Source organism: Caulobacter sp. GW821-FHT09B08 (assembly GCF_059418225.1).
The window spans coordinates 256,228-274,039 of sequence record NZ_JBWKPL010000005.1 but is presented as its reverse complement, the minus strand read 5'-3'; the positions used below and the strand labels follow the sequence as shown (position 1 = coordinate 274,039).

Annotated in this window: 14 protein-coding genes and 1 pseudogene; 7 read left to right on the top strand and 8 right to left on the bottom strand. The window is 69.5% G+C overall.

Annotated features, from left to right (window positions below):
* Positions 1-131: 131 nt before the first annotated feature.
* From kdsA to AC07OA_RS16400, 4 genes and pseudogenes are all read left to right on the top strand, one after another.
* The gene (gene kdsA / locus AC07OA_RS16415; RefSeq protein WP_494664878.1) at positions 132-983 is read left to right on the top strand and encodes a 3-deoxy-8-phosphooctulonate synthase; all 852 of its coding nucleotides are present in this window, start codon (positions 132-134) and stop codon (positions 981-983) included.
* 67 nt (positions 984-1,050) lie between these two features.
* The gene (locus AC07OA_RS16410) at positions 1,051-3,510 is read left to right on the top strand and encodes a PAS domain-containing protein (protein ID WP_494664877.1); all 2,460 of its coding nucleotides are present in this window, start codon (positions 1,051-1,053) and stop codon (positions 3,508-3,510) included.
* 58 nt (positions 3,511-3,568) lie between these two features.
* Positions 3,569-4,480: pseudogene (locus tag AC07OA_RS16405) on the top strand (GAF domain-containing protein); the annotation flags it as partial.
* A gap of 33 nt (positions 4,481-4,513) precedes the next feature.
* Positions 4,514-6,109 carry a PAS domain-containing sensor histidine kinase gene (locus AC07OA_RS16400; protein WP_494664988.1) on the top strand — a complete coding sequence of 532 codons (1,596 nt, stop codon included), beginning with the start codon at positions 4,514-4,516 and terminating at the stop codon, positions 6,107-6,109.
* Here AC07OA_RS16400 and AC07OA_RS16395 read toward each other — a convergent pair.
* The 6 genes from AC07OA_RS16395 to folK all read right to left on the bottom strand — a co-directional run bounded on the left by AC07OA_RS16395 (position 6,106) and on the right by folK (position 12,609).
* Positions 6,106-6,486 carry a DUF6869 domain-containing protein gene (locus AC07OA_RS16395; RefSeq protein ID WP_494664876.1) on the bottom strand — a complete coding sequence of 127 codons (381 nt, stop codon included), beginning with the start codon at positions 6,484-6,486 and terminating at the stop codon, positions 6,106-6,108. The genes AC07OA_RS16400 and AC07OA_RS16395 overlap by 4 nt on opposite strands.
* Positions 6,487-6,488: 2 nt before the next feature.
* The gene (locus AC07OA_RS16390) at positions 6,489-8,705 is read right to left on the bottom strand and encodes a RelA/SpoT family protein (protein ID WP_494664875.1); all 2,217 of its coding nucleotides are present in this window, start codon (positions 8,703-8,705) and stop codon (positions 6,489-6,491) included.
* Between the two features lie 95 nt (positions 8,706-8,800).
* A complete protein-coding gene (gene rpoZ, locus AC07OA_RS16385; RefSeq protein ID WP_494664874.1) occupies positions 8,801-9,160 on the bottom strand; it encodes a DNA-directed RNA polymerase subunit omega in 360 nt (119 codons plus the stop codon).
* A 155-nt stretch (positions 9,161-9,315) separates the two neighbouring features.
* Positions 9,316-9,915 carry a YdeI/OmpD-associated family protein gene (locus AC07OA_RS16380; RefSeq protein WP_494664873.1) on the bottom strand — a complete coding sequence of 200 codons (600 nt, stop codon included), beginning with the start codon at positions 9,913-9,915 and terminating at the stop codon, positions 9,316-9,318.
* Positions 9,916-9,976: 61 nt separating this feature from the next.
* Positions 9,977-12,025, bottom strand: a complete 2,049-nt coding sequence (locus AC07OA_RS16375; RefSeq protein ID WP_494664872.1) for a M13 family metallopeptidase — start codon at positions 12,023-12,025, stop codon at positions 9,977-9,979.
* Positions 12,026-12,129: 104 nt separating this feature from the next.
* Positions 12,130-12,609: a 2-amino-4-hydroxy-6-hydroxymethyldihydropteridine diphosphokinase gene (gene folK, locus AC07OA_RS16370; protein WP_494664871.1), complete on the bottom strand. Its 480-nt coding sequence runs from the start codon at positions 12,607-12,609 to the stop codon at positions 12,130-12,132.
* 56 nt (positions 12,610-12,665) lie between these two features.
* On the opposite strand from folK, the gene AC07OA_RS16365 reads away from it, so the two are divergent.
* Positions 12,666-13,268 carry a LabA-like NYN domain-containing protein gene (locus AC07OA_RS16365; protein WP_494664870.1) on the top strand — a complete coding sequence of 201 codons (603 nt, stop codon included), beginning with the start codon at positions 12,666-12,668 and terminating at the stop codon, positions 13,266-13,268.
* A 2-nt stretch (positions 13,269-13,270) separates the two neighbouring features.
* Positions 13,271-13,948, top strand: a complete 678-nt coding sequence (locus tag AC07OA_RS16360; protein WP_494664869.1) for a uracil-DNA glycosylase — start codon at positions 13,271-13,273, stop codon at positions 13,946-13,948.
* A 130-nt stretch (positions 13,949-14,078) separates the two neighbouring features.
* Here the strand turns inward: AC07OA_RS16360 and AC07OA_RS16355 are convergent, their stop codons facing one another.
* Together AC07OA_RS16355 and glpK are read right to left on the bottom strand one after the other, a co-directional pair.
* Positions 14,079-15,029 carry an SMP-30/gluconolactonase/LRE family protein gene (locus AC07OA_RS16355; RefSeq protein WP_494664868.1) on the bottom strand — a complete coding sequence of 317 codons (951 nt, stop codon included), beginning with the start codon at positions 15,027-15,029 and terminating at the stop codon, positions 14,079-14,081.
* 7 nt (positions 15,030-15,036) lie between these two features.
* Complete coding sequence (glpK, locus tag AC07OA_RS16350) at positions 15,037-16,527, bottom strand: glycerol kinase GlpK (RefSeq protein WP_494664867.1); 1,491 nt, start codon at positions 16,525-16,527, stop codon at positions 15,037-15,039.
* A gap of 150 nt (positions 16,528-16,677) precedes the next feature.
* Here glpK and AC07OA_RS16345 point away from each other — a divergent pair, with 150 nt between their 5' ends.
* Positions 16,678-17,799 carry a DUF2336 domain-containing protein gene (locus AC07OA_RS16345; RefSeq protein WP_494664866.1) on the top strand — a complete coding sequence of 374 codons (1,122 nt, stop codon included), beginning with the start codon at positions 16,678-16,680 and terminating at the stop codon, positions 17,797-17,799.
* Positions 17,800-17,812 lie beyond the last annotated feature (13 nt).

Below are 17,812 nucleotides of genomic sequence, written 5' to 3'. Positions count from 1 at the left end.
GCCGGTTTCGGCGGCCGTCACGCTCCAACTTCAAAACTAGAGTCTGCCCGGTCGAAACCGGGCAGACTCTAGGGCATAAGCTGCCGCCATAGAGCGACCCGTTCGCCGTCCCAATTCAGAAAGACCCCGCCATGTCCGTCGTCACCCTCAAGCGCTGGAACATCTCCATGGGCGCCGGCCAGCCCCTGGCGGTGATCGCCGGCATCAACGTGCTGGAGAACCTGGACCTGGCGCTGACCGTCGGGCGCGAGCTGAAGGCCATCACGGCCGAGCTGGGCCTGCCCTATGTGTTCAAGGCCAGCTTCGACAAGGCCAACCGCTCGTCAATCACCAGCTATCGCGGCCCGGGCCTGACGGAAGGCTTGAAGATCCTGGCCGAGGTGAAGGCCCAGCTGGACGTGCCGATCTGCACCGACATCCACGAGATCGACCAGGCCGAGCCGGTGGCCGCCGTGGCCGACATCGTCCAGATCCCCGCCTTCCTGTGCCGCCAGACCGACCTGATCGTGGCCGCCGCGCGCGCCACGGCGGCCCAGGGCGGCTGGCTGCACGTCAAGAAGGCCCAGTTCCTGGCCCCCTGGGACTGCAAGAACATCATCAGCAAGTCGCGCGAGGCCGCGCCCGACCTGCAGATCGTGCTGTGCGAGCGCGGCGTCTCGTTCGGCTACAACAACCTGGTGGTCGACATGCTGGGCATTCCGGCGATGCAGAGCCTGGGCGTGCCGGTGACCATCGACGCCACCCACGCCGTCCAGCTGCCGGGCGCCGACCCGCGCACGGCGGGCGGCTCGACGGGCGGCCGCCGCGAGGGCGTGCCGATCATCGCCAAGGCCGCCGTGGCCTCGGGCGCCGACGGCGTCTTCCTGGAGTTCCACCCCCGCCCCGACGAGGCCCTGTGCGACGCGCCCAGCTGCCTGGCCCTGGACGACGCGGCCGGTCTGCTGAAAACGCTGAAGACCCTGCACGAAGTCGTGCGCGCCTAGGCGAGGAGCCTTTTGCGGCAGGCGGCGTTCTAGCTGAGCTGTTCGTCGCCTCGTCGCTGGAAACCTCGTGCCCCATACGCCGCTCGACATGAGCCAGACGCTCGCCCAGGTCTTCCCGGGCGACAGCGACATGGCGCGCCGCATGCGCGAGACGGACTGGTCCCAGACCCCGATGGGTCCGCCCGATCAATGGCCGGCGGGCCTGAAGGCGCCGCTGGCCATGATGCTGGAATCCCGCTTCGAGATGTGGCTGGGCTGGGGCGACGACCTCTGCTTCTTCTACAACGACGCCTACGCCCCGACCCTGGGCGCCAAGCATCCCGACAGCCTGGGCCGGCCGTTCCGCGAGGTGTGGCGTGAGGTCTATGCCGACGTCGAACCCCAGGTCCATTCGGTGCGCGAGGGGCGCCCCACCTGGAACAAGGCGCTGCTGCTGCTGCTCGAGCGCAACGGCTATCCCGAGGAGACCTACCACACCTTCTCCTATAGTCCGCTGCGCGATGGGGGCGACATACGCGGCCTGATGTGCGTGGTCACCGAGGAGACCGAACGGGTCATCAGCGAGCGCCGGCTGGAGACCGTGCGTCGCCTGGGCGAATGCCTGATCGGCGCGGTGACCCAGGACACCGTCCTCCAGGCCGTCTGCGACGCCCTGGCCGCCAACACCGAGGACTTCCCGTTCGCCCTGGCCTATGTCCGCGACCCGCTGGGCGGTCTGGTGGGGTGCTCGGCCACAGAGGACGGGCGCGACCTGCTGCGCCGCGCCTGGCCGCTGGAGGCGACCAGCGCGGATCCGCACAGGCACGCCCTGCCCACGGCGACCTACCCCACCGGCGCCTGGGCGATCCCCCCGACCGAGTACATGGTCATGCCGATCGCCGGGACGCACGGCGAACCGGCGGCGACGCTGGTGCTCGGCCTCAACCCCCACCGTCGCGACGACGAGGGCCTGAACGACCTGGCCACACTGGTCGCCGACCGCACGGCCGGCGCGTTCGCCCAGGCCCGCAGCGTCGAGGAGGAACGGCGCCGCTCGGACCGCATCTGGACCAACGCCCGCGACCTGATGGTGGTGGTCGACGGCGACGGACGCTTCCAGTCGGTCAGCCCCGCCTGGACCCGGATCCTGGGCCATCGCATCGAGGACGTCGTCGGCCGGCGGATAGCCGACTTCGTCATACCCGAAGACGCAGCCATCACCGACCGCACGCTCGACGGGATCCTCCACGGCCCCCAGGTCACCGGGTTCGAGAACCGCTATCGCACGCTGGACGGCGGGCAGCGCTGGATCTCGTGGAACACCGCCTTCGAGGACGGGCTGATCTACGGCTACGGCCGCGACATCACCGAGGAGAAGAAGCAGGCCGAGGCCCTCAAGACGGCCGAGGAAGCCCTGCGCCACGCCCAGAAGATGGAGGCGATCGGCCAGCTGACCGGCGGGGTGGCCCACGACTTCAACAACCTGCTGACCGTCATCCGCTCGTCCGCCGACCTGCTGCGCAGCCGCGACCTGCCGGCCGAACGGCGGCGCCGCTATGTGGACGCCATCTCCGACACCGCCGATCGGGCCGCCAAGCTGACCAGCCAGCTGCTGTCGTTCTCGCGTCGCCAGGCCCTGAAGCCCGAACGCTTCAACGTCGCCGCCAAGGTCGAAGCCCTGGGCGACATGCTGCGCTCGATCCTGGGGGCTCGGGTCCGGCTGGACACCCAGATCCGGTGCGAGGACGGCTTCGTCGAGTCCGACATCAACCAGTTCGAGACGGCCCTGATCAACCTGGCGATCAACGCGCGCGACGCCATGGACGGCGAAGGCGCGCTGACGGTGCGCATCGACGTGGCCGGCGCGATCCCGGCGCTGCGCGGCCATGGGGCCAGCCCGGGCGACTTCGTCACCGTCGCCGTGGTCGACGGCGGCGCGGGCATCCCCGAGGACGACCTGGCCCGGATCTTCGAGCCCTTCTTCACCACCAAGGAGGTGGGACGGGGCACGGGCCTGGGCCTCAGCCAGGTCTACGGCTTCGCCAAGCAGTCCGGCGGCGACGTCGCGGTGGAAAGCCGCCTGGGCCTCGGCTCGACCTTCACCCTCTACCTGCCTCGGACACGCCAGGCCGAGGCGCCGGTCCCGCGTCCGCGCCTCTCGGTCCGCAGCCAGCACGAGGGCCGCGTGCTGGTGGTCGAGGACAACGCCGCGATCGGCGAGTTCGCCACTCAGCTTCTGCAGGACCTGGGCTACCGCACCGAGCTGACCGCCAATGCGATGGACGCCCTGTCGCGCCTGGAGCAGGCGCCGTCGTTCAACATGGTGTTCAGCGACGTCGTCATGCCCGGTATTGGCGGCGTGGAGCTGGCGCGGATCATCAAGGAACGCTGGCCCGACCTGCCGGTGGTGCTGACCAGCGGCTACAGCCACGTGCTGGCGACCGACGCCCATCACGGCTTTCCGCTGCTGCACAAGCCGTATTCCGTCGAGGAGCTGTCGCACATCCTCCGGCAGGCGGCGGCGGGCGAGCAGCTGGAAGCCGGGTAGATCCCGCGCGATCTTCGGGAACCCATTGCCACGCTATGCGTCATAGCCCGGGGGCGGCATGCGGGTTATAGCGTCGGCATGCCGGTCGAGGCTTGGGGCAAGTGTCGAAATCACGATGAAGGACACCGATCAGCCGGATCGCGAAACGCGCCGCCTCGAGGCGCTGTACGCCTATGAGGTCCTCGACACGCCGCGCGAGACGGCCTTCGACGAGATCGCCCAATTGGCGGCCGAGATCTGCGAAACCCCCATCGCCGTGGTCAATCTGATCGACGGGGGCCGCCAGTTCTTCAAGGCCGAGGTCGGGCTGGGCGTGCGCGAGACGCCGCTGGAGACCTCGTTCTGCGCCAAGGCGATCCTGGAGGAGGACTTCCTCCTGGTGCCCGACGCCGCCCAGGATCCCCGGTTCGACCACAACCCGCTGGTGACGGGCGAGCCGGGTCTGCGGTTCTACGCCGGAGCGCTGCTGAAGACCCCGGACGGCCTGCCGATCGGCACCCTGTGCGTCCTGGACACCCAGCCCAAGGCGCTCACGCCGCTGCAGCAGCGCACCCTCCAGGTCCTGGCCCGCCAGGTGATGAGCCAGCTGGACCTTCGGCTGGCCCTGCGCAAACGCGAAGAGACCGCCCAGCAGTACCGCACCCTGTTCGACTCGATGGACGAAGGCTTCTGCGTCATCGAGTTCTTCGACGGCCCCCACGGCCCGCTCAGCGATTACATCCACGTCGACGCCAACCCCGCCTACACCCGCCACGCCGGCATTCCCGAGGTGGTGGGCCAGAAGGTGCGCGAGATGGTCGGCGAAGAGGCCGACAGCTGGGTGGCGCGCTACGGCGCGGTCCTGGCCACGGGCGAGCCGATCCGCTTCGAGCAGGAACTGGTCGCCACCGGCCGTCACCTGTCGCTGTCGGCCTTCCGCATCGAGCCGCCCAGCCGCAAGCAGGTGGCGGTGCTGTTCCAGGACGTCACCGAGCGTCGGCGGGCCGAACTGGCCCTGCGCCGGATGAACGAGACGCTGGAAGCGCGGGTGGCCGAAGCCCTTGCCGAGCGCCGGATCCTGGCCGACATCGTCGAGGGCGCCAGCGCCTTCGTCCAGGTGGTCGACCAGGACTTCCGCTGGCTGGCCGTCAACGGCGCGGCGGCGTCCGAGTTCGAGCGGATCTTCGGCCCCCGGCCGAAGGTCGGCGACAGCATGCTGGACCTGCTGGCCGACCAGCCGGAAAACCGGGCCCAGGTGCAGGCCGTCTGGGGCCGCGCCCTGGCCGGCGAGGAGTTCGTCGAGATCGGCGAGTTCGGCGATCCCGGCCGCGACCGCCGCTTCTACGAAATGCGGTTCAGCGTCCTGCGCGACGACCGGGGCGAGCGGGTCGGCGCCTATCAGTTCGTCTACGACGTCACCGAGCGCCTGCGCGAACAGGAGCGGCTGCGCGAGGCCGAGGACGGCCTGAGGCAGGCTCAGAAGATGGAGGCGGTCGGCCAGCTGACCGGCGGCCTGGCGCACGACTTCAACAACCTGCTGTCGGGCATATCCGGCTCGTTCGAGATGATCGGCACGCGCCTGTCGCAGGGCCGCACGCACGAGGTCGAGCGCTATCTGGCGGCCGGCCAGGGCGCGGCCCGCCGGGCGGCCGCCCTCACCCACCGCCTGCTGGCCTTCTCGCGCCGCCAGACCCTGTCGCCCAAGCCTATCGTCATCAATCGGCTGATGGCCGAACTGGTCGACCTGGTGCGGCGCACGGCCGGTCCGTCGATCGCGGTGGAGACCGTCGCCGCCGGCGGGCTGTGGCCGACCCTGGTCGACGCCAACCAGCTGGAAAACGCCCTGCTGAACCTGTGCATCAACGCCCGGGACGCCATGCCCGACGGCGGACGCATCACCATCGAGACCGGCAACAAGTGGCTGGACCGCCGCGCCGCCGCCGAGCGCGGCATGGAGCCGGGCCAGTACGTCACCGTCTGCGTCAGCGACACCGGCGTGGGGATCGACAAGGCCATCCAGGAGCGGGTGTTCGACCCCTTCTTCACCACCAAGCCGATCGGCGAAGGCACGGGCCTTGGCCTGTCGATGGTCTACGGCTTCGCCAAGCAGTCGCACGGCCATGTGCGGATCTATTCCGAGCTGGGCCAGGGCACGATGGTCTGCATCTACCTGCCGCGCCATTTCGGCGAGGAGGAGATCGAGGACACTCATCCGACCACGACCTTCGCCCCGCACAGCGCCGGCGAGACGGTGCTGGTGGTGGACGACGAGCCGACCATCCGCATGCTGATCGTCGACGCCCTGGGCGAGCTGGGCTACGCCTGCGCCGAGGCGGCCGACGGCCCCACGGGCCTGAAGATCCTGGAGTCGGGGACCCGGATCGACCTGCTGATCACCGACGTGGGCCTGCCCGGCGGGCTGAACGGACGCCAGGTGGCCGACGCCGCCCGCGTGATGCGCCCCGACTTGAAGGTGCTGTTCATCACCGGCTACGCCGAGAACGCGGTGCTGAACCACGGCCACATCCAGCCCGGCATGGAGGTGCTGACCAAGCCCTTCGCCGTCGCCGACCTGGCCGGGCGGGTGGATCGGATGCTGCGCGGCAAGCCGGTCGGCTAGAGGTTCCCGCCATAGGCCGCCAGGGCGGCGTCCACGCGGCTCTTCACTTCGGGCGCCATGCCCGCGGTCCACACGCACCGGAAGGCCTTGCGGAAAGCGGGCGAGCGGTCGGCCGCCGCCAGGATCGGCTCGAGGCTCTCGGCGGGATGCTTGACCAGCAACTCCTCGACCGCCCCCGCCCCGACCACCGCCAGAACCTCGATGTCGTCGGTGAGGTCGCAGATCGCCAGGACCACCTTCAGGCCAGCGGCCGGATCGTCCCAGACCCGCTCGGTCAGGCGCCACCAGGGATCGTCGCCGTCTTCGCCGGGATCGGCCTCGGGATCGCTCGCCACGCAGGCGCGGGCCAGGGCGAGGTCTGGATCCTCCTGCGCCACGCCTAGCCCCGCGTGCGGTCCACGGTCTCGACGGTCGGGCAGGTGCGCAGGGCCGCCGAGATGTTGGTCAGGTGCTTGGCGTCGCGGACTTCGACGTCGATGTCGACGTCGAAGAAGTCGCTCTGGCGGTGGTGCATGCGCAGATTGACGATGTTGCCGCCCGCCTCGCCGATGATCGTGCAGACTTGGCCCAGCACGCCCGGCGCATTGCCGATGGTGGCGTGCAGGCGGGCCAGCGACACCGTCTCGCGCTCGGCTTCCGGGGTCCAGTTCAGGTCGCGCCAGAGGTCCTCGCGGTCCTCGTACTCGGCCAGTTTCGGGCAGTCGATGGTGTGGACGTCCAGGCCCTCGCCGTCTTCGCGCAGGATGCCGACGATGCGGTCGCCCGGCACGGGGCTGCAGCAGTGGGCGAAGTGCAGCGACACGCCCGGGGTCAGGCCGCCGCCGCGCACATAGAGCCGCGCGGCCGTGCCGCCCTCGATCTTGCGACGGGCCGTGGCGGCGGCCATGTCGATGTCCTTCATGCCCGGGAAGGCCGTCTCCAGCACCTGGCCCGGCAGCACGCGGCCGCGACCGACGGCGTCGAACAGGGCCTCCTCGGTGTCGAGCGCGAAGCGCTCCAGGATCGGCCGCAGCGACACGTCCTTCAGCTTCTTGCCGGCCCGCTCGAACACCTGCTCCACCGAGGCCCGGCCCAGGCGCAGGAACTCTTCCTTCTCGGTCTGGCGGATGTGGCGGCGGATGGCCGACCGGGCGCGGCCCGTCACCGTCAGCGAGCGCCAGTCCGGCGGCACCACGGGCTTGGAGCCGCGCACCACCTCGACCACGTCGCCGTTGTTGAGCAGAGTCCGCAGCGGCTTCAACTCGCCGTTGATCTTCACCCCGATGCAGGTGTCGCCGACGCTGGTGTGGACGGCGTAGGCGAAGTCCAGCGGCATGGCCCCGCGCGGCAGGCTGACCAGCTTGCCCTTGGGAGTGAAGACGAACACCTGGTCCAGGAACATCTCGAGCTTGGCGTGCTCGACCAGCTCCTCGCTGTCGCCGCCGTGCTCCAGCACCTGGACCAGCTGGCGCAGGTTGGCCAGCGGGTCGCGGCCGCCGGCGGCCTCCATGCCTTCCAGGTCCAGGCCGTACGAGGCGTCCTTGTAGCGGAAGTGGGCGGCCACGCCCTCTTCGTTGACCCGGTCCATGGCCTCGGTGCGGATCTGCATCTCGATGCGCATGCCGCGCGGCCCCACCACCGTGGTGTGCAGCGAGCGGTAGTTGTTGCGCTTCGGCGTCGAGATGAAGTCCTTGAAGCGGTCGGGCACGCTGGACCAGGCGCGATGCACCACGCCGAGCGCCCGGTAGCAGTCCTCCTCGCTGTCGACGATCACGCGGAAGGCGTAGATGTCGGACATCTGGGAGAAGCCGATCGATTTGCGCTGCAGCTTGCGCCAGATCGAATACGGCGATTTCTCGCGGCCGAAGACGCGGGCCGGCAGGCCGGCGGTCTCCAGGCGCGCGGAGATTTCCTGGCTGACGAGCTGCACCGCCCCGCCCTGCTCGGCGCGCAGGATATCCAGCCGCCGGATGATCGCGTTGCGGGCCACCGGATTGGTGTGCTCGAACGACAGCTCTTCCAGCTCTGTGCAGATCCTATGGCAGCCGATGTTGCGGGCCAGGGGCGCGTAGATGTCGCGCGTCTCGCGGGCGATGCGCTCGCGTTTCGCCTGGTTCTTGATGAAGTGCAGCGTCCGCATGTTGTGCAGACGGTCGGCCAGCTTGACCAGCAGGACGCGGACGTCCTTGGAGATGGCCAGGATGAACTTGCGCAGGTTCTCGGCCTGGCGGGCGTGCTCGGCCTGCAGTTCCAGCTTGGACAGCTTGGTGACGCCTTCGACCAGCTCGCCGATCTCGTCGCCGAACAGCTTGGCGATCTCTTCCTTGGTGACCGGGGTGTCCTCGATCACGTCGTGCAGCAGCGCCGTGACGATGGTGGCGGTGTCCAGCCGGTACTCGGTCAGGATGCCGGCCACCTCGATGGGGTGGGCGTAGTAGGGATCCCCGCTGGCCCGAGTCTGCGAGCCGTGCATGCGCATGGCGTAGACATAGGCCCGGTTCAGCAGGGCCTCGTCCGCCGTCGGATCATAGGCGTGAACGCGCTCGATCAGCTCGTATTGGCGGAGGAACTTCTGGCGCGGCTTGGGCGCCGGAGGCGGGTCGGCGGCCGGGGCCACAGACGACGACGCGCCCGATGAGACATCGGGCGCGCGTTCGGACGGAGCGGCGGCGGGCGCCGCTTCGAGGATCAGAGGGTCTGCGCCGTCGGGGCTCAGTACCGCTCCTCCTGACCGCCGTCGCGGTCGCTCTGCAGGGCGCGGACCAGTTCCAGTTCGCTCATCTGCATGTGGGTGGGATCGGCCAGCAGGGCGAGGGTTTCGGCCTCTTCCTCGGCTTCGGTGTGCTCGTCCACGCGCTGCAGCGTGGTGATCAGCTGTTCCTTGAGGCCCTCGTGATCGACCACGTCGTCGGCGATCTCGCGCAGGGCGACGACGGGGTTCTTGTCGTTGTCGCGATCGACGAGCAGGGCGGCGCCGGCCGAGATGCCGCGGGCCCGATGGGCCGACAGCAGGACCAGAGCGAAGCGGTTGGGAACCTTCTCGACGCAATCTTCGACGGTGACGCGGGCCATGAATTCCTCGGGCTATGAGCCTTGGTTATCGCAAAATAGGACCTCGGGCGGCGTTACACAACGCCGCATCGGTAGAGTCCCGGCTTTCGCGAGGGGGCGCTTATGCCGGGTTTGACCGGAGAAGTCCAGACTTCCATGCGCAAGCATCGCCGTTCCTAGCGCGCCTTCTGCGGATAGATCGTCTCGCCGCGCTCCAGCATGGCCACGAAGGTCTCGATCTTCTTCTTCCGCCCCGCCTCGGTCTTCATGTTGTGAGTACGAAAGGCCAGGGCGAAGCGGTTCTGCTCGGTCAGCCTGCCCAGCATCGCCTTGGCCTTGGGATTGGCGTCGATCGCGGCCTGCAGGTCGTCGGGGATCTTCATCCCCTTGCCGCTGCCATAGGCCTTGTCCCAGCGGCCATCCGCCTTGGCGGCTTCCACCTCGCGCAGGCCGTGCTGGGTCATGCGCTCTTCGGCGATCAGACGGGCGACGTTGTCGACGTTGATCTGGCTCCAGATGCTCTTGCGGCCGCGCGGCGTGTAGCGCTGCAGGAAGCTCTTGTCGTCGAAGCCCTTGCGCACCGCGTCGATCCAGCCCCAGCACAGCACCACGTCGATGGCCTGCTTGGCGGTGATCGAGGGCAGGCCCGAGCCGACCTTGTGGATCTTGATCCAGACCTCGTCCTGCTTGTCGTGATGACGCGACAGCCAGGCGCGGAAGGCGTCGGCGTCGACGAACTCGTGGACGTGGTCGGGATCGACTTCGATGGCGGCCATCGGCGGTTCTCGCGGAAGGGTGGCGTCCCGGGCGCTCGGCCCGGGACGGAAGACCCCTGCCCTACCAGACCTTCACGCGCTTTTCCGGCGGCAGGTACAGGGCGTCGCCCGGCTTGATGTCGAAGGCCGCGTACCAGGCGTCGAGGTTGCGCACGGTGTCGGCGCGGTACTGATCCGGCGCGTGGCCGTCGGTGACCAGTTGCTGGCGCTCGGCCTCCGGACGGCTGTAGCCGCGCCAGGACTGGGCGTAGGCCAGGAAGAACCGCTGGTCGCCGGTCAGGCCGTCGATCACCGGGGCCGGCTTGCCGCCCAGCGAGGCGTGATAGGCGTCCAGGGCCGCGGCCAGGCCCGCGACATCGGCGATGTTCTCGCTGAGGGTCTGCTTGCCGTTCACGGCCAGGTCGGGGAACGGCTTGTAGCCGTCGAACTGGTCGGCCAGGGCCGCGCCGGCCTTCTGGAAGTGCTCCAGGTCGGCGGGGGTCCACCAGTTGCGCAGGTGGCCCTGGCTGTCGAACTGGGCGCCCTGGTCGTCGAAGCTGTGGCTGATCTCGTGACCGATCGTGCCGCCCGTGCCGCCGTAATTGGCCGCCGCATCGGCTTCGGCGTCGAAGTACGGGGCCTGCAGGATGGCGGCCGGGAAGTTCAGGCCGTTCAGCATCGGCAGGTTCACGGCGTTGACGGTCTGGGGCGTCATCACCCACTGGCCGCGATCCACCGGCTTGCCCAGCTGGCCGATCCAGTAGGCGGTCTCGAACTTCTCCGAGCGCTGGACGTTGCCGACCGGGTCGCCCCGCACGATCTCAAGCGCGGTGTAGTCTCGCCACTTGTCGGGATAGCCGACGCCGACCTTCAGCACCTCGACCTTGCGGCGGGCTTCGGCCTTGGTCTCCGGGGCCATCCAGTCCAGGCCGTCGATGCGCTTGACGAAGGCGGCCTTCATGTTGTCGACCATGGCCGTGATCTCGGCCTTGGACTGGGCCGGGAAGTACTGCTCGACATAGAGCTTGCCGACCACCTCGCCCAGCACGGCGTTGGTCGAGTTGACGCCGCGCTTCCAGCGGTCCGCCAGCTGCGGCGTGCCCGACAGGGCCTTGCCGTAGAAGGCAAAGCGCTCGTCCACGAACGCCTTGGGCAGCAGGTTCGAATAGTGGTTCAGGTAGTGGAAGGTCAGGTAGTCCTTCCAGGTGTCGACGCTCTCCTCGGCCACGGCCTTGCCCAGGCCCGTCACCATGGTCGGATGCCAGACGATGAAGCGCGGCTGGTCTCCCAGGCCGGCGGCGGCGAAGAAGGCCTTCCAGTCCAGGCCCGGGGCCTTGGCCGCGAAGTCGGCCTGGGTCCAGCTGTTGTTGGCCTTCTGGACGTCGGCGCTGTCGGCGCGGCTGGCCGAGGCCTGGGCGATCCTGGTCTCCAGGGCCATGATCTTCGCGGCCTTGGCCTCGGCGTCGGCGACGCCGCCCAGGGTCAGCACCTTGGCGATGTGCTCCTGGTACCTGGCCCGGACCGTCTTCATGGCCGGCTTGTCCGACAGGTAGTACTCGCGGTCGGGCATGCCCAGGCCGCCCTGCAGCAGGTACGGCGCGTACTTGCTGGTGTCGTCGAAGGCCGGCGAGGCCCACAGGCCCAACACGTTGTCGGTGTAGAAGTCGGTGGCGTTCAGGGCGTCGACGTCGGCGCGGACATTGCCGCCCAGCACCTTGGCCAGGTCGCCCTGGGTCTTGATCGCCGCGATCCGCGCCAGGCCCGGCTTCAGCGGCGCGATGCCGGCCTTCTCGATGGCCGCCTCGTCCATGTAGCTGGCGTAGTAGTCGCCCACCTTCTTGGCGTCGGCCGACTTGCCGTCCTTGGCCGCGCCCTGGATCAGGTCGACGGTGCGCTTGGCGGTCTTCTCGATCAGGATCTCGCCGACGCCGTAGCTGCTGCGGTCGGCCGGGATCGGATTGGCCTTGATCGCCGTGCCGTTGGCGTAGGTCCAGAAGTCGTCGCCCGGCTTGATCGCCGTATCGAAGGCCGACTTGTCGACGCCGCTCTTGAGGTCGGCGGCGAAAGCGGGGGCGGAAGACAGCAGCGCGCAGGCGGCGGCGCAGGCGAGCAGCGAACGGGTCAGGGTCATGAAGGGGGTCCCAAAGGCGCGGCTTCCAGGGCCGGCGCGACGTTTGGCCGGACTATCGAGCCGCCTTCGTCGGGGAGCGAATTAAAGTTTGGCAATGTGCCGGGCTAAGTCACCGACTTCGCGTCTGTTCCCACCGTCGCGTTCGCCGCCAACTCCGCCGCCGTCCGGCCGCTGACGGGATGGCGCCATCCCGGCGCGATCTGCGCCAGCGGTCCCATGACGAACAGCCGCTCGTGGGCCCTGGGGTGAGGCACGACCACCGCCCCGTCCAGCACCGTCCGGCCATGGGCGATCAGGTCCAGGTCCAGGGTGCGGGGCGCGTTGGGCTCGGCGCGGACGCGGCCGAAGCGGGCCTCGATGCGGTGCAGGGTCGCCAGCAGGGCGCCGGCGGACACCCCGGTCTCGACCAGGACGACGCCGTTCAGATAGGCCGGCGCGGTCGGATCGGGCCAGGCCGCCGAGGTCCACCAGGCCGACCGCGCGACCGCCGCCAGCCCCTCCGAGGCCAGGGCCTGGATCGCGGCCTCGAGCAAGGCCTCGCGACTCGGGTATTGTCCGGGCAGGCTGCAGCCCAGGGCGATCACCGTCGCCCCCTCCAATCCATTTTGATCGCACTGATTTTTCAAGGATTTCAGACCAAGTGACCTTCTACCCGACCGAGCGCCTGGCGCTGTTCATCGACGGGGCCAATTTCTTTTCGGCCGCCAAGGCCCTGGGCTTCGACATCGACTACCGCAAGCTGCTGGACGAGTTCCGCAAGCGCGGGGTGCTGGTGCGCGCCTACTACTACACCGCCATCGCCGAGAACGAGGAATATTCCCCGATCCGGCCGCTGGTCGACTGGCTCGACTACAACGGCTTCACCCTGGTGACCAAGCCGGCCCGCGAGTTCACCGACAGCCAGGGCCGCAAGCGCTGGCGCGGCGACATGGACATCGAAATCGCCGTCGACATGATGGAGATGGCCGCCACGGTCGATCACCTGGTGCTGTTCTCGGGCGACGGCGACTTCCGCGCCCTGGTCGAGGCCGTGCAGCGCAAGGGCCGCCGGGTCACCGTGGTCTCGACCATGAAGAGCCAACCGCCCATGACCAGCGACGACCTGCGCCGCCAGGCCGACAACTTCGTGGACCTGGCCGACCTCGGCAACATCATCGGCCGCCCGGCGCGCGGCAATCCCCTGCCCCGCTTCGTCACCGATCCGGTGCGCGGTCCGGCCCAAGACGTGGACGACGAGGACTGAGCATGGGCCAGCACTCCAACATCGTCGGCGAGGTGGTGCCCTCGCCCGCCGAGCCGCCGCGCGACTGCCCGCTGTGCCCGCGCCTGGTGGCCTATCGCCGCGAGAACCAGGATCTCTATCCCGAGTGGTTCAACGGCCCCGCCCCGTCGTTCGGCGACCACGCGGCGCGGTTGCTGGTCGTGGGCCTGGCCCCCGGCCGAAAGGGCGCCAACCGCACCGGCCGGCCGTTCACCGGCGACTATGCGGGGACCCTGCTCTACGACACCCTGATCAAGTACGGCTTCGCCACCGGCCGGTTCGAGGCCCGGCCCGACGACAGCCTGAAGCTTATCGGCAGCGCGGTGACCAACGCCGTGCGCTGCGCCCCGCCCGGCAACAAGCCGGAAACCTCGGAAGAGAACAACTGCAGGCCGTTCCTGACCGCGCGGCTGGAGATGTTCCCGAACCTGAAGGCCATCGTCACCCTGGGCGACGTCTCGCGCCGCAACCTGCTCAAGGCCCTGGGCCTGAAGGCCTCGGCGGGCCTGCCGGGCCATGGCACCGAGTTCCAGGCCGGTCCCTACCGGGTGTTCAACAGCTATCACTGCTCGCGGCTGAACACGAACACCGGGCGGCTGACCACGCCGATGTTCGAAGAGCTGTTCGCGCGGGTGAAGGCGTATCTGGACGCCAATCCCTAGCAGCGAAAAGACGATTGTCATCCCGGGCGTAGCGAAGCGAAGACCCGGGACCGACGCCTGAGCTCAGCACTTCGGGGCGGTCCCGGATCGGCGCGCTACGCGCTTGTCCGGGATGACACCGTTTCACACCTCACCACACCAGCCCGGTCGTCTTCAGCCGCACCCGCGCCAGCTTGCTGTGCGAGGTCAGAAACAGCGTCGAGCCGTCCTCGCCGAACGCGCAGTTGGCGACGGCCGCGCCGGTCTCGATCACCCCGATCAGCTCGCCTTCCGGCGTGATCACCAGCACCCCGCCCGGGCCGGTGGCGTAGAGGCAGCCTTCGGTGTCCAGGCACATGCCGTCCGGCAGGCCCGGACCGCCGGCGTCCTTCAGCGACATGGCGTCGAAGAAGACGGCCTTGGAGGTCGGCAGGCCGCCGGCGTCCAGGTCGTAGACCATCAGCACCGGCCCCTTGGGATCGGAGACCGAGACGTAGAGCCGCCGCTCGTCCGGTGAGAAGGCGATGCCGTTCGGATAGGTCAGGTCGCGGTCGATCAGGTCCAGCCCGCCGTCGGGCCGCAACCGCCAGACGCCGTTGAAGTCCAGCTCGCGCAGCGGCGAGGCGTTGCGGCCCTTCAGGCCGTAGGTGGGGTCGGTGAAGTAGATCGCGCCGGTCTTCGACACCGCCAGGTCGTTGGGGCTGTTGAACCGCTTGCCCTCGTAGCGGTCGAGCAGAATGGTCTTGGCGCGGGTCTTCAGGTCCACCTTGGCCAGGGCGCGGTTGCCGTGGTCGCAGACCAGCAGGTCGCCAGCGGCATCCAGGGCCATGCCGTTCGAGCCGGGCTCGGCGAAGGCATCGGTGGGCGGGCCAGCATAGCCCGAGGGGTTCAGGAATTCCGAGATGCCGTCGGTCTCGCTCCACCGGTACATGACGTTGCCGGGCACGTCCGAAAAGACCAAGTACTGACCGTCAGGCACCCACACCGGTCCCTCGGACCAGACGAAGCCGTCGGCCAGCTGCTGGATTTCGGCGTCCGGCCCGACGACGGCGTCGAGCTCGGGCGAGAGGCGGCGAATCTGGCCGACGGTCGGATAGGTCATGGCGCGCCTAGGAGCGCACTCTCGGCAGCGCGTCCAGCCAGCGCGCATAGGCCTCTTCGCGTGTGTTGACGTTCACGCCCGGCGTCAGCAGCTCGGCCTCGGGCCGCGCCGCCACGGCGTCCTCGACCGAGGCGTAGACCCCCGCTCCCACCCCGGCGAACAGGGCCGCGCCCAGGGCCGTGGTCTCCTGGTAGCTGGCGCGGTGCACGGGAATGCCGGTCAGGTCGGCCAGGCGCTGGCTGAACCAGGCGCTCTTGGCCATACCGCCGTCGATACGCAGCTCGGCCTCGTCGAAGGCCGAGGGGGCGTCGGCCCGCATGGCCTCGATCAGGTCGCGCCCCTGGAACACGCAGCTGTCGAAGGTGGCCTCGGCGATCTCGGCCAGGCCCGCATCGCGCGTCAGGCCGAAGATCGCGCCCCGCGCCTCGGCGTCCCACCAGGGCGCGCCCAGGCCGGTGAAGGCCGGGACCACCACCACGCCGTGACCGGCCCGCGCCGAGCGCGCCAGGGCCTCGGCCCCGCGCGGTCCGCCGGTGACGCCCAGCCCCTCGTTCAGCCACTGGATCGCCGCGCCGGCCACGAAGATCGAGCCTTCCAGGGCGTAGGTCGTCTTGCCCCCGATCCGCGCCGCCACCGTGGTCAGCAGGCGCGAGGCCGAGCGGGGGCGGTCCTCGCCGGTATTGACCAGCATGAAGCCACCGGTGCCGTAGGTGACCTTCATCTCGCCGGGCCGGATGCAGCCCTGCCCCATCAGCGCCGCCTGCTGGTCGCCGGCCACGCCGCGGATCGGCAAGGGGCGACCCAGGATGTCGGGCGTGATCTCGCCATAGTCGGCCGCGCAGTCCAGCACCGCCGGCAAGAGGCCGCGCGGCACGTTCAGCAGCGCCAGCATCTCGTCCGACCAGTCCTGCTTTTCGATGTCGAACAGCAGGGTGCGCGAGGCGTTGGTGGCGTCGGTGACATGGGCCTTCTTGCCGGTCAGCCGCCAGATCACCCAGCTGTCGATGGTGCCGCAGAGCAGCTCGCCCGCCTCGGCCCGCCGCCGCGCGCCGGGGACCTTGTCCAGGATCCAGGCGATCTTGGTGCCCGAGAAATAGGGATCCAGCAGCAGGCCCGTGGCGGCGGTGACGACCGGCTCGTGGCCTTCGTTCCGCAGGCGGTCGCAAACGTCGGCCGTGCGGCGGTCCTGCCAGACGATGGCCGGATGGATCGGACGGCCCGTGGCCTTGTCCCACACCACCACCGTCTCGCGCTGGTTGGTGATCCCCAGGGCGGCGATGTCGCCCGCGTCGCGGTCGCTCTTCTCGACCGCGTCGCGCAGCACGCCCACGCAGGCGGCGTAGATCTCCTCGGCGTCGTGCTCCACCCAGCCGTCGCGCGGATAGCTCTGACGCAGCGGCCTTCCCGCGTCCGACACCGGCTTGCCGTCGGCCTGGAACAGGATGGCCCGGGTGCTGGTGGTGCCTTGGTCGAGCGCGAGGATCAGCGGTTGGCCCATGCGTGGTTCGTCTCCCTGCGACTTCGTGACGATCTTTTCCTGCGACATCGCGCCGCTTATCTCATCGTTCCATGGCTTCACCTGTTTAAGCATGTTTTCATCTGGGGCGGCCAAGGTCGTCTTGGTTAAGCTTTGATTTCGAGGAGACTGGTGAACCAGTCCGCCCAGACCGCGCAGCTTCTCGCCCTGGCCCGCAGCCGCGAGCCGGACGATCGCGAACGCCTGCTTTCGGGCATCGTCGACCTGTGCGACGCCGGCCAGGCGGCGGGCCGCCCGGCGGCCCCCGAAATCCAGATCCTGCTCGACTCCATCTTCATGACCCTGGTGGTCGAGGCCGAGCGCGACATCCGCGCCCGCCTGGCCCAGCGCCTGGCCGACGCCGAATGGGCGCCGCCGGCCCTGATCAACATCCTGGCCCTGGACGAGATCGAGATCGCCCGGCCGATCATCGCCCGCAGCCCGATCCTGCAGGACCACGACCTGATCCGCCTGCTGGTCCAGGCCACCCTGGAACACCAGATCGAGATCGCCCGCCGCCCACACCTGTCGCCGGCCGTGGTCGAGGCGATCCTGGCCAAGGACGAGTCGGCCGTGCTGACGGCTCTCGCCTCCAACCCCACCGCCCAGCTCACCCCCGAAGCCCTGCGCCGCCTGGTCGACAAGGCCCGCGAAGTGGTCGCCCTGCGCTCGCCCCTGGCCCGCCACCCCAACCTGTCGGGCGACCTGGCCGAGCAACTTTACCTGTGGGTCGGCCGCGCCCTACGCGACGCCCTGACCGCTCGCTTCCAGTTGGACTCCGCCCGCATGGCGCAGGCCGTCGAGGCCTCCCTGCGCGACGCCCACTCAGGCACGGTCACCGCCCGAGTGCAGAAGCTCAGCCTGGTCAGCGACGAGGACCGCGAGGAGATGGAGGCGGCCCTGGTCGAGAAGCTGGACGCCGCCGGCCAGCTGCGTCCCGGCTATCTGCTGCGGGTGCTGCGCGAGCGCCGCCTGCCGCTGTTCCTGTTCGCCCTGGCCCGCCTGGGCAAGTTCGACGTGCGCCAGGTGCGGCGGGCGATCGACAGCAACCGCCCCGAGCTGCTGGCCCTGGCCTGCTCGGCCGTGGGCATCGACCGCAGCGTCTTCCCCACCATCCTGACCCTGGTGCGCGAGCTGAACGGCGGCCGTCCCGGCGGCGGCGCGGAAGCCGCCCGCAAGGCCAGCGGCGCCTTCGGCCCGTTCGCCCCGGACATCGCGGCCATGGCCTTCCGCCAAGCGGTCAGCGCGGCCTGACAGGGCCTAGCTC

What these genes read in the sequence shown, in the direction of transcription:
- AC07OA_RS16400 (WP_494664988.1), top strand. Translation starts at nt 4,514, where the DNA reads ATGAACGAGACGCTGGAAGCGCGGGTGGCCGAAGCCCTTGCCGAGCGC.
- AC07OA_RS16380 (WP_494664873.1), bottom strand. Translation starts at nt 9,915, where the DNA reads ATGGCCGCCATCGAAGTCGATCCCGACCACGTCCACGAGTTCGTCGAC.
- AC07OA_RS16375 (WP_494664872.1), bottom strand. Translation starts at nt 12,025, where the DNA reads ATGACCCTGACCCGTTCGCTGCTCGCCTGCGCCGCCGCCTGCGCGCTG.
- AC07OA_RS16355 (WP_494664868.1), bottom strand. Translation starts at nt 15,029, where the DNA reads ATGACCTATCCGACCGTCGGCCAGATTCGCCGCCTCTCGCCCGAGCTC.
- kdsA (WP_494664878.1), top strand. Translation starts at nt 132, where the DNA reads ATGTCCGTCGTCACCCTCAAGCGCTGGAACATCTCCATGGGCGCCGGC.
- glpK (WP_494664867.1), bottom strand. Translation starts at nt 16,527, where the DNA reads ATGGGCCAACCGCTGATCCTCGCGCTCGACCAAGGCACCACCAGCACC.
- rpoZ (WP_494664874.1), bottom strand. Translation starts at nt 9,160, where the DNA reads ATGGCCCGCGTCACCGTCGAAGATTGCGTCGAGAAGGTTCCCAACCGC.
- AC07OA_RS16360 (WP_494664869.1), top strand. Translation starts at nt 13,271, where the DNA reads ATGGGCCAGCACTCCAACATCGTCGGCGAGGTGGTGCCCTCGCCCGCC.